Consider the following 11,069-nt stretch of genomic DNA (forward strand, 5'->3'; position numbering starts at 1 on the left):
ACGAAGTTAATTGCGGAAGGGCGGCCAAAGAGGCGGGGAAAGGCAGCAGTGTTAAGAAGACACCGTCCGCAGGGCGACCCAGGGATACCACCGATTTCGGACACAATCGGCCGCCAACACTGCTTCCGTGGCGTACTCTCCGTGCATCTGGCCAGAAAGATATAGAGCTTTGAACAAGCCGGCTGGTTCGGATAGAAAAACAATCGTCTGCAAATAAGTTTTTATTTCTCGCCGCTCTCACTGATTTTTTTGACCAAGACAATACAAGTATTTTCGCCCTCGAATGAATATTTGACCGTCAGACACAGCGGGCGACGCGATGGTGCGATCGTTGACCCGATTGATGGCCAAAACCTCGTATTTTTCCCCCGCTCGCACAACCGTGCACTGACCAGCGGTATCCAGGAAATAAATCCTGCCTTCGGCGGCAATCGGCGAAGCCTTAATATCACGGCCCACACGCTCTCGCCACTTCAGTTCCCCCGTCCTCGCATCGAGGCACTGGACCACTCCATTATCTGCTGCGAGATAAAGCAGACCTTCATAATACACAGGGCTCGGCGAATCGGGGTTATTTCCTTCGTATCGCCAGAGAATCCGATCGGCGGGCAGCTCTCCAGTGCCACCAATGCGGGCAGCAAAGGTGGCTCCTCGCATCCCGATCGTCGCGTACACAATATCCCCGACGATAGTCGGTCCGGTGATTGTCCTGTTTCCTTTCAGACCGGGCAAATACCACAGGCGCTGGCCGGTTTGGGCGTCGTAACCGTCAAGCCACTCCGCCCCCATCACGATGATCTCGGCACGATTGCCCACCCGGCGCACAAGCGGTGTCGTGTAGGCATCGCAACTCTCCTTTTCGGCTCCGGTCATTCGTGGCGTGTACCAAACTTCCCTCCCGGACTTCAAATCGTGCGCCACAACGTAACTGGGATGCGGCTTCTCTTCAAGGTCGGCCAGGGAGTCCTGCATGCAGACCGAAATGACCAACCCATCCACGATGACCGGACTATTCGCATGCCCCCACCAGATCGTATATCGGCCGTAATCTTTTTGCAGGTTTCTTCGCCAAAGCAGATCTCCGGCGAAGTTCAAGACCGCGAGGTCTCCATTTCCAAAATGGGCCACGACGTGCTCGCCGTCCGTCACCACCGACGGACTCGCGTTGTTATTGAGGTTATGAAATTTCTGGTAACCCCTTGGCGCCTCCCTTGGCGTGTCCGCGGTTCCCACCTGGCGTGTCCACACAATTCGGCCGGTTGCTTTATCAATGCGAAGGACGAGCAGGCGATCCTCAGCCTGAGTGGTCAGAAAAATCGCGTCACCCCAAATGACGGGAGTGCTGTTTCCCCATTCTGGAATCTCTGTTTTCCAAACGATCCCTTCGCCCGTCTCTTCCGACCACGTCAGCGGCAGACCCGTCTCGCGACAGATGCCCGTTCCCTCCGGCCCCCGCCAAGCAGGCCAGTTGTCTGCCCAGAGCACGGTCGGAAAAATAGCCGCCAACAAACATCCAACTTGCGCAAATGCCCTAAGTTGCCAGGGGAGCGCATAAGAAAACGGGTGTAACCTGGAGGATAGCCAATACCAGTCTGACATGGAGCCGCTCGATGATCTGGAAGGACGGGGGGAGTTCCAGAAGCCAAAAGGCCACGGTATTAAAACTCGCAGATATTCATAACTGCTATGGTAGCTTCACTCGTCCTTCGCCCGCAACCAGTTCTGGATCGTGGGGGTATAGGGGCAGAGTTCCTCTTCGCGGAAGAAGATGGCCAGCTCGCGTGCTGCAGACTCTGGCCCGTCCGACGCGTGGACGAGATTCATCTGCCGGGAACAGCCAAAATCGCCGCGGATGGTGCCAGGCGTTGCATTGAGGCCGTTCGTAGCGCCCACCATGTCCCGCACCACCCGAATGGCCTCGGGCCCCTCCACCACCATCGCCACCACAGGCGCCGCCGTGATGAATTCCTCCAGCGATGGATACCAGGCCTTTTGAACGTGCTCTGCATAGTGCTTTCGCGCTAGCTCTTGAGTGACACGAATCATCTTCATGGCGATGATGTTCAGGCCTTTGTCTTCAAAGCGGCTGATGATCCGCCCCATGAGCCGGCGCTGCACACAGTCTGGCTTGAGCAACACGAGGGTGCGTTCCATTCCCGGTGCCTCCATCCTTTTCATTTGCAGAGCATTTCTTGCGAAAAACGTTCCTGCATTGGGTCCATGCGCGTGGGGAAAACTTTCATGCTAATGGCAAACCTAAGTCCCCTCAAGGACCGGCTGCTGCGACTCATCCTCACCTTGTCGTTGCCGCTTGGAAGGCGTGCGAACCTCGGTGGGGCTTTTGCGAAAGTCAGATACAACGCAGGGAGAACGTGCGTGTCCTGTCCGCTTTCCAGCGCTGGGGCCGATCCATTTCACCGACCGGGCTCCACCTGCTCGGTTCGGTGCTTGGTTGAAGGGTCAGAGTGTTTCAAGAATCGCTTCGATGCGTCGTGTTTTTGCGCGGTGGCTGAAACCCCGGGAGGGGCCGTTCACGAATTGTCCCGCAACACGTCGAGGCCTGGGCATCTCACAGATTCTTACCACATCCGGGAGAGGTCAGCATTCCCAGTTTTCACGCCCTCCCGGTGGGTCCCGTGGAGCCTCAATCGAGCAACAGGGTGCCGGGGAGCAGAAAGCCCGGCGTCGTGTTCAGGGCGACTGCTCCAAAGTGAGAAACACCACGCTGTGTGCCGGCAATGTGCCCCGCACTTGCGTGGCACCGTTCCCGATTTCGACTTTCCAATTTTCCGGGATATCGCGCACAAAGCTCTGGGACGCCGTTAAAAGCGGCGAGCGATCCAGGTCATCATCGGAGAGGAGTTTTGCAAAGGCCAGTCGGCCCTGGAAGTTTTTGAAGAACAGACGGCAGGGAACTTCTCGTGTCCAGGACCCATTGGCCAGCACGCAAAATAACTGGCGCTTCTGGGCATCCATGGTTAGCAGGAGGGGAGTCATAGGGCCTTCACACTGTTGATCACTGGTGATGCCACGTGTTGTTACAAAAGGAGCTGTTCCCTGAAAGTCCACCACAGAGTCCCCCACATGGCGAATGAAGTGATAATACAGCCAGTACAGCATGGTGCGGGCGGAGGGTCGATCTGTCACGAGAATGTCGAATCCCAACCCTCGCGAGTTGCCCAGCATTTGCCAGCCGGAAGCACCTGCCAACGGTTGCTCTCGCACATAATAGATCATGCGTACCGCGCGATGGAGGACGCCAATGATGTTTCCATTCCGATTGGCATAGTCAGGGCGTTCTCCATTTGGACCGGGAGAGTGCATCCCCCATTCGGTGTCCAATTGAAAGACCCGCCGATTGGGGTTGTACGCATTGAGGAGGGCCTGCGTCTGCTGGATGCGATGAAGAATTCGATAATTCTGCCCCAGCACTAGCTCCTCGAATGAACTTTTGTAGGCATTCTCAAAACCATAGTAGTGCGCAACCGCAAAGTCATAAGAGCCCGCCGCGTTTTTCAGGACGTAATTCCCCCAGCGCGGCCGGCCGATGTGGATAGCCACCCCCACCTGCGCCGTGGGATCCGCCCTGCGGATGGCAGCCGAGACAACTCGGACATGTGCGACATAATCATCGGAAGTGGGAAAGGCCTCGCCTTCCCCAGGGCTGTCGCTCAACGATCGTGAATAAGGTTCGTTGGACACCTCCCAGTAGCGAAAACCGTAGCCCTTCGACCTGGCATAACGGACGGCTTCAGCCCATACCTCTGGTGGCAGTTTGCGCCTGGCACTTTGCTCCTCCAGCTCAACGACCATCATCTCGTAAGGCAGGTTGATTCTCCGGCAGAGCAGCGCGAGCCGATCGATGGCCATTTCAATCGACCAGGGAGGCTGATCTTTTTGCGGTGGCTCATGCCCCACCCCGTACACCCGACTCAACGGGAGCTTGAGTTCGCGGATTGCCATTTCCAACTCGCCCGGCAGGTTGTACTGGCCTTTGGCATCGAACGGAAAACCGGTGAAACCCACCAATCTGTGGAATGACAGGCCACAGGCCGTCTTCAGAGTGGGTCGCCCGCTCTGCAGGACATCGGCGGTGACGTCCAACGTATCTCCCGGTGTCAGTCGGTGGGGAAGAGGAGGGATTGACAAAGTGGCAGGGTTGATCAGTCGTGCTCCTGCCGGCATTTTCCGCGGAATAACCACGACATCATCCACCCACATCGTGCACTCCACGCGAGAATCGCCCGCGGCCTGAAATCCAAGTATCAGATAGCGGGATGATTCAGCAAAGAAATCCATACTCTCGCGAATTTCGAAGCGATACTGCCGCCACTGGGTGTCCAGCGAAATGGCAACGTTCAAGGGCGATTCCGCGTCAACGAAAGGCCGGATCGACTCATACCCTATCACCATAAAACGTCCCTGGCAGGGCCTGTCCGCCCGGGCAAAGAAGCTGATATCGTAGGCCAGGCCCGGTTCCGGCCGAATCGCCAACTGGGGATCAGTCACAATGTAGCCTGCTGTATCCTTGGGATGAAAAATCCGCAGACTGGCTTTGCCACTTCGGCGAATCTGTGTATCCCGCGTGTAATTTTCGGGATTTTTAAATTGCTGGGCACCCCACATGACCCAGCCGAACGGCGGTTTGCGGTCGTCATCACGTTCCAGATCCCCATTAACAATGAGATTCCGCGAGGCTGTCACCGCAAACGACTCACTAGCGATTAGCCGCCCGATGCGGTTGGGTCCCGCCAGCAGAACTGCCGCAACCAGTAAAACTGATGGAAAAGACTTTAAAAGCACTCCGAATTTGCCGGTCATTGTTTTTTGACTCCGAATTTCAGGACACGGCCATACCTTGGTCGTCTTTTGGAGCCACTTTTTTATTAGGATGGAGCGTAACTCTCCCGTTTTAACCGAGCGCGGGCGCTCTTTATTTTAGAACCCTCAAGCAACCCCACATCTGCCGGTTTCAAATTATCTTTGGTTGATTTCTCACTTCAAGCTGTCACCAGTCCTGATACATCGCTCCCTTTCCTCCACCTAGGGCAACGCGGATGTCCACACGGGCTCCCCTGGGAGCGAGATTCAGTCCGCAGGGACCCGCCTGTCAGGCCCACATTCCAACGTTTGGATAATCCATTTCACCGACCGGGCTCCATCCGCTCGGCTCGGTGGCTGGTTAAAGGGTAAGCGCGAGTCACGGATCGCTTGAGTATCCCATGTGGTACGAGCGAAAGACAAGATTTGGGCTTTTCACTTTTTAAGGTGTTTGATGCTTCCTCACACGATGAAGACCCCACCCTTTTCAAAGATTTTCCGCGTTCGATAATGAAGACCAACCCTACCGGATCCCACGCCGCAAATAAGAGCGAAATTTTTTGTCCGACGTTGGCCATTCCACCGCAGAGCGAATAAACTTGCAGGCGTATCTTCAACTTGATGAGACTTGCCGAAGGAGCCATGACTGTGAAGCGACTCACCCTGTGTCTCGCGTTGCTTATGTTGATCACCGGATTTGCCAGGGCAGAAACACCTCCAGTGAAGGTTTTTATCCTGGCTGGCCAATCGAACATGGTCGGTACTGGTGTGATAAAAGCGGATCCCAAACGGAATGGCGGTAAGGGGTCCCTGGAGTACCTCGTGAAGTCTCCCACTACCGCACAGCGCTTCGGTCATCTGGTGGACGATCAAGGTCGCTGGCGGACCCGGGATGACGTGTGGATTGTCTTCTTCGACCGGAAGGGGCCTCTCACCGTGGGCTACGGCGGCAGCCAGGACACGATCGGTCCGGAACTGGGGTTCGGCTGGGTTGTCGGTGATGCCTTTGAAGAGCCTGTGCTGCTCATCAAATGTGCCTGGGGTGGTAAGAGCCTGGCCGTGGACTTTCGGCCGCCCAGCGCGGGTAAGCCACCCTACTCACTGGGCGCTAATACCGATGCCGCCATCGCACAGGACCCCAGTATCGTCGGCAAGTACTACCGCGAACTTCTGACAAGCGTGAAAACAACTCTCGCCAATATCCGAGAATTGGTCCCCGGCAGTGACGGCCGATACGAACTGGCGGGGTTTGCCTGGCACCAGGGCTGGAATGACCGCATCAACGACAATTTCACCGCTGAATACGAAAGTAACATGGCCCATTTTATTAAGGACATTCGCAGGGATCTCGGCGCTCCCAGCCTTCCGTTTGTGATTGCCGAAACGGGTATGGGTGGCCTGGAAGAAAAACATCCCCGGGCACTCGCTCTGATGAAGGCCCAGGCTGCTGTGGCCGAGCGACCTGAATTCAAAGGGAACGTGGCCTTTGTCAGTACACGAGAGTTTTGGCGTCCGCCGGAGGAATCACCGTCCGCCCAGGGTTATCACTGGAATACCAACGCGGAAACATATTATTTGATTGGGGAAGCCATGGGCCGGGCTATGCTGCGGCTGTTGAATCGCGATACACCGGCTCAGTGACGCGTTCGTATCCCTCTTTCTCCGATGTCCTGACCGATCGGTGTTTGCTCCTAACGGGTGCTAGCAAGAGCTCGGACAATGGCTATTAAGACAAATTGCGAAAAGGCATCCGAATCGCCAAGCTAAACCCATGGATGCCAGTCTTCTTGCCCGCAGCTCCCCCAATTTGCCACCCGGGAGCAGAAGACCATCGGAACGGGCGATCGTTTGATCGTCACAAACCAAGGATCGAGCGGCTCGATGAGCGCCGGCAAGGGCGGTATCCAAGTGGTCCATCAGTCGCCAGATGACACGCTCCCCGGTATCGATACCGATCACCATGCGCGGAGCCGCCCAGACGGCCCAATCGGCGTTCGATTTTCTCTCGGGTCCTTCATTTGTGCGGAATACCGGGACGACCGTCTGACCGCCAAGTTTTACCAGGGGCACGCGGAGCTCCTGCCAGCAGCCCAGACCAAGGCCGGCTCCCCGTCGCTCCCATCAAGGGCACAGGCGGAGGTCAGATCTTCCCATCTCCGACAGGTGACCCCCAACACTTCATATAGGCCTTGAAGCTCGCCACATGACAGGGGCCATCTGCCATGTGCCAAACAGAGTGCGCATGCTTGACATTTCCAGGCCAGAGAAAGAAATGCCTCCCTAATCGGGATTAAAGCCCCGCTCAGGAGAAAAAGTCAGCATAGCCACTTGGCCAAGAAGAACGAACGGCTTCCCCATCCACTTCGCGGTTCGAGATTTTTCCGATGAGTCCCCCTCCCGGTTCAGGAATTGCATCGGCGGCCAGCACAAAGCACCAAAGCTCCGAAAGAGAACCTTCCGGTTGGTCGGCAGCCTGGACCGAACGGATGCTGCCCGCCAGGATTGATCCCACCAAGCGGCCGCGCGAACGGCGGTCCAAACCCCACGTCACATCCTGGATCGCCACTTCATCATTGTGGGCAAATCCCTGCGAATGCCGTCACGTATCCCATAACAGAACACGCCTTATCGCCTAGGTCCGATCGTCGAACGGAAGATAAGGCCGGGAGAGCCGCGTGTGGATTTCTTCCAGAAGTGATCAGGCGTCGCTTTTAAATCCGGGCAACATATTGCCGCCCCTTGATACCCCAGACCCTTGCGTCACTTATCTTTCGGGACAAGCGGTCGTGATAAGCAGGCTCCTCCCGTTACGAAGCTGACCCCCAGTTTTCCTGAGCCGAATCGCACTCCCGCACTGGGGTTTGCCAAGGCCTGGGACCTTCCTGGCAGCAGACACAAAGTGGAACGGAAGAGGGCAGATTCCGGGAAGGGCGATTCATGAGTCGACCGTGCGAGGTTGTGAGCCGTTGGACTTTCACAGATCGTTACAAATTGGGCTGGGTCAGCAACACTGCGGATGGAAACCTGTCTCTCTTCCATCGTCCGCCGCTTCCAGAGAAACTTAACAGAGAAACTTAACTATAATCAGGAACTGGATTCACAAAGGTGTGGCCATGGATTTTTTTGAACTGATACGCCGCCGGCGGTCCATCCGGAAGTTTCAGCCCCGAAGCATTCCAGCCGAAATGATGGAAAAAATCTTCGAGGCAATTCGCTGGGCACCTTCTGCCGGAAACCTCCAAGCCTACGAGGTTTTCGTGGTGGAAGACAAAAAGATCCTCCATCGACTTGCCGAGGCAGCCCTGGGACAAGGGTTCATCGAAGAGGCCCCCGTTGCCCTGGTTTTCTGTGCCAACCCCGCCCAGTCGGGTGCGCGGTACGGCAATCGCGGACAACGGCTCTATGCCCTTCAAGATGCCACCATTGCTTGTGCCCATGCTCACCTTGCGGCTGCTGCATTAGGACTAGGGAGTGTGTGGGTGGGGGCTTTCCATGACGAAGCTGTCTGGCATGCCATTGGCGCTCCGGAAGGCCTGAAGCCGGTGGCTATTCTGCCGCTCGGTTTTCCGGCAGAGAATCCACCTCCCACGCCCCGCCGAGCCTTTCATGAATTCATTCACCACGTGGGCTGATGGCAGCTCGCAGGATGCTGTTATCCTCCCCGTCTGCATTCACATACTCTGCCATTCAGGTTGCTAGGAAGTTAACGCTAGCCCACCGGCGCCAACGGGATTTCCTCAAATGATCGGCGTTCACTTCTGCCGTCCTGCCCAGCGGAAAAGCTGAACGGCCTTTTGATTCGAACCTGACCGACCCATGTCAGATTGTGACGCTCATGGAAAATTCAGGACGCGGGCTTCGCCGGCCGTCAATTGAAGGGTTAAAGGCCCATTTTGCTGTTGTTGTGCGGGTAACGTCAGCGTGAACGTTCCGCTCTGTGAAGGACGCAATGTAACCTGTGTCAACCGCCCATCTCGCCATGTTAAGTCCAGTTCCACGCCGCCCCGCGTGCGGATTCCTTTGACTGTTCCGTCCTTCCAGGCTGCCGGAAGGGCAGGCAGCAAGTCTATTGTCCCCAAATGCGACTGCACCAGCATCTCGCAGACTCCCGCCGCATAGCCGAAATTGCCGTCGATCTGGAAGGGCGGATGCGTATTGAGCAGATTCGGCATGATACACGTACCGATCATCTCGCGCAGGATTCGATAACTCCGCTCGCCGTCACCCAGTCGGGCCCAGAGCGCGATCTTCCATGCTCTGCTCCAGCCGGGTCCCCCATCACCACGGGCATTGAGCGATACAGCGGCAGCCTTCGCCAATTCTGGGGTCTTGCGCGGCGAAATCTGGCGACCGGGAAACACGGCGACCAGATGAGAGAGATGCCGATGCTCGTCTTTCGGATCATCCCGGTCCACCATCCACTCCTGGAGCTGTCCCCAGCGACCGATTTTGGGGCCGAGCAATCGGGCTCGCTTGTCGCGAACTTCCTTCCAGAAAGAGTCGTTCTCACCAAGGATGGCAGCGGCTTCCAGAGAATTTGTGAAAAGATCCCACACCAACTGCTGTTCATAAGAAACTCCATCTTCCCGCGGTCCATGTTCGGGCGAAAAGCCGTTGGGCGAGACAAGCGTTCCGTCCGGCAATTCCTTCAGGTGATCGACCCAGAACTCACAAAGCTCTCTCATGACCGGAAAAGCTTTTGTGCGGAGATATTCGACATCCTTCGTGAAGGCAAAATGGTCCCAGAGGTTCTGCGCCACCCAGGCCGCATCCCCTTTTGACCACTCCCAGGTGGATCCGCCGAAAATGCCGTTTTCAGCGTGACACGCCCAACCGCGAACGCCGAAAACCTTTCGGGTTTCTTCTCTTCGCACCTCTCTGATAGCATTAACCCAATCCGCCAGCGGCAAGAAGCATTCGGAAAGATTGGCGGCATCCACAAACCAGTAATTCATTTCAACGTTGACATCCGTATGATAGTCACACCGCCAAGGAGGCAGGTTGCTGTTGTTCCAGAGACCTTGAAGATTCGCGGGAAGGTCTCCAGGGCGGGAAGAGCTGATCATCAAATAACGGGCATACTGGAAGAGGAGTTCTTCTAAATCTGGATCGCTGCCGCCTTCTCCATATCTTTTCAGACGGATGTCGGTGGGAAGCGTGCGAACTGCGTCAGGGCTTGCCCCCAAGTCAACCGTCATTCGCCGGAAAAGCGTTTGGTAGTCGGCAATATGCTCATCGAGGAGAGCGGCAAATCCCCGCGCCACCGCAGTATTCAACTGTTGGTTGAGTTTTTCTGATGGAAGCTCACCGCGCCAACCTTTCTTGCGATCTTTGAGGTAGTTCGTTCCCGCAACCAGGAATAGTGTCAACGAATCGCAGTTTCGGAACACAATCCCCTCTGCGGTGTCTTCCAGGCGTCCTCCCTGCCCTTGCACAAGCAGCTTCGCCTCGTAATCCAAGGCGATGGCATAGGGCTCCTTTCGCCCGGGTGTACTCCCTTGGTTATAAATGTAGCTCGCCAACGAGCCACGGACTGTGAAGCAATGCCCGTTTAACTCCATCCTTCCCCGATGGGCATCCCGGAGACGGACGCGGCCGTTGTATTGACCTGGTTGATTCGCTTCCAACCGCACGGCAAGAACCTGTGCCGGATGGCTGGCAAACGCTACTCTCCGCCAGGTCACGTCCCCAATTTGATATATAACTTCGTGGACACCGCGGGAAATATCCAATGACCGTACGTAATCGGTCACTTTTTCCGCGGGATGTTCCAGCTCGATGAAAATATCCCCGAATGCCTGGTATGCGCCAGTGTCGTGCTCATCACCAATCCAAAGGCTGTCTTCGTTGAACTGGAGATGCTCTTCCTCGACTCCGCCAAAGACCATGGCTCCCAAGCGTCCATTTCCAATCGGCAGGGCCTCGCGTTCCCAATTCTGTGCTGGCTGACGATACCACAAAACCAAGGGATGGGACGGGACTCTCTCTGCACCCAGACAAACCGCGCTTATTCCAAAGCCCAGGCAAAGTAACACCCACCCAACAAGATTTCGCATCGCGGCAAACTCCGTTATAAACTGTCCTATCGATATGGATAAAAAATTTTTGTCCTTCGTCCCAGAACAATGAGGTCGCAATCTGAATAATTCTTGTGTTTCAAAGACCGGGTCAATTTATAAGACGCCGATAAAATGCCGATAAAATGCTGAAATAAGGTTTTTTCTTAAAAGGCACCGCAGGCAGGGACA

Annotated in this window: 7 protein-coding genes; 2 read left to right on the forward strand and 5 right to left on the reverse strand. The window is 55.9% G+C overall.

Annotation, left to right across the window (positions count from 1 at the left end; all coding sequences use genetic code 11):
* Window positions 1-237: 237 nt before the first annotated feature.
* The 3 genes from ABJK56_RS11035 to ABJK56_RS11045 form a co-directional block, all read right to left on the reverse strand.
* Window positions 238-1,506 (reverse strand): PQQ-binding-like beta-propeller repeat protein, encoded by a 1,269-nt coding sequence (locus tag ABJK56_RS11035; RefSeq protein WP_347244723.1) that lies wholly within the window; start codon window positions 1,504-1,506, stop codon window positions 238-240.
* A 189-nt stretch (window positions 1,507-1,695) separates the two neighbouring features.
* Window positions 1,696-2,154: a nucleoside-diphosphate kinase gene (ndk, locus tag ABJK56_RS11040; protein WP_347244724.1), complete on the reverse strand. Its 459-nt coding sequence runs from the start codon at window positions 2,152-2,154 to the stop codon at window positions 1,696-1,698.
* Between the two features lie 537 nt (window positions 2,155-2,691).
* Window positions 2,692-4,821, reverse strand: a complete 2,130-nt coding sequence (locus ABJK56_RS11045; protein ID WP_347244725.1) for a hypothetical protein — start codon at window positions 4,819-4,821, stop codon at window positions 2,692-2,694.
* Between the two features lie 648 nt (window positions 4,822-5,469).
* Here ABJK56_RS11045 and ABJK56_RS11050 point away from each other — a divergent pair.
* Window positions 5,470-6,462, forward strand: a complete 993-nt coding sequence (locus tag ABJK56_RS11050) for a sialate O-acetylesterase (RefSeq protein WP_347244726.1) — start codon at window positions 5,470-5,472, stop codon at window positions 6,460-6,462.
* 661 nt (window positions 6,463-7,123) lie between these two features.
* On the opposite strand, the gene ABJK56_RS11055 is transcribed toward ABJK56_RS11050, so the two are convergent.
* Complete coding sequence (locus ABJK56_RS11055; RefSeq protein WP_347244727.1) at window positions 7,124-7,360, reverse strand: hypothetical protein; 237 nt, start codon at window positions 7,358-7,360, stop codon at window positions 7,124-7,126.
* A gap of 574 nt (window positions 7,361-7,934) precedes the next feature.
* Between ABJK56_RS11055 and ABJK56_RS11060 the strand changes: the two genes are divergently transcribed.
* Window positions 7,935-8,453 carry a nitroreductase family protein gene (locus tag ABJK56_RS11060; RefSeq protein ID WP_347244728.1) on the forward strand — a complete coding sequence of 173 codons (519 nt, stop codon included), beginning with the start codon at window positions 7,935-7,937 and terminating at the stop codon, window positions 8,451-8,453.
* A gap of 201 nt (window positions 8,454-8,654) precedes the next feature.
* Here the strand turns inward: ABJK56_RS11060 and ABJK56_RS11065 are convergent, their stop codons facing one another.
* Complete coding sequence (locus ABJK56_RS11065; RefSeq protein WP_347244729.1) at window positions 8,655-10,877, reverse strand: glycoside hydrolase family 95 protein; 2,223 nt, start codon at window positions 10,875-10,877, stop codon at window positions 8,655-8,657.
* Between the last annotated feature and the right edge of the window lie 192 nt (window positions 10,878-11,069).

Source organism: Thermogutta sp. (genome assembly GCF_039793925.1).
Lineage (GTDB): Bacteria > Planctomycetota > Planctomycetia > Pirellulales > Thermoguttaceae > Thermogutta.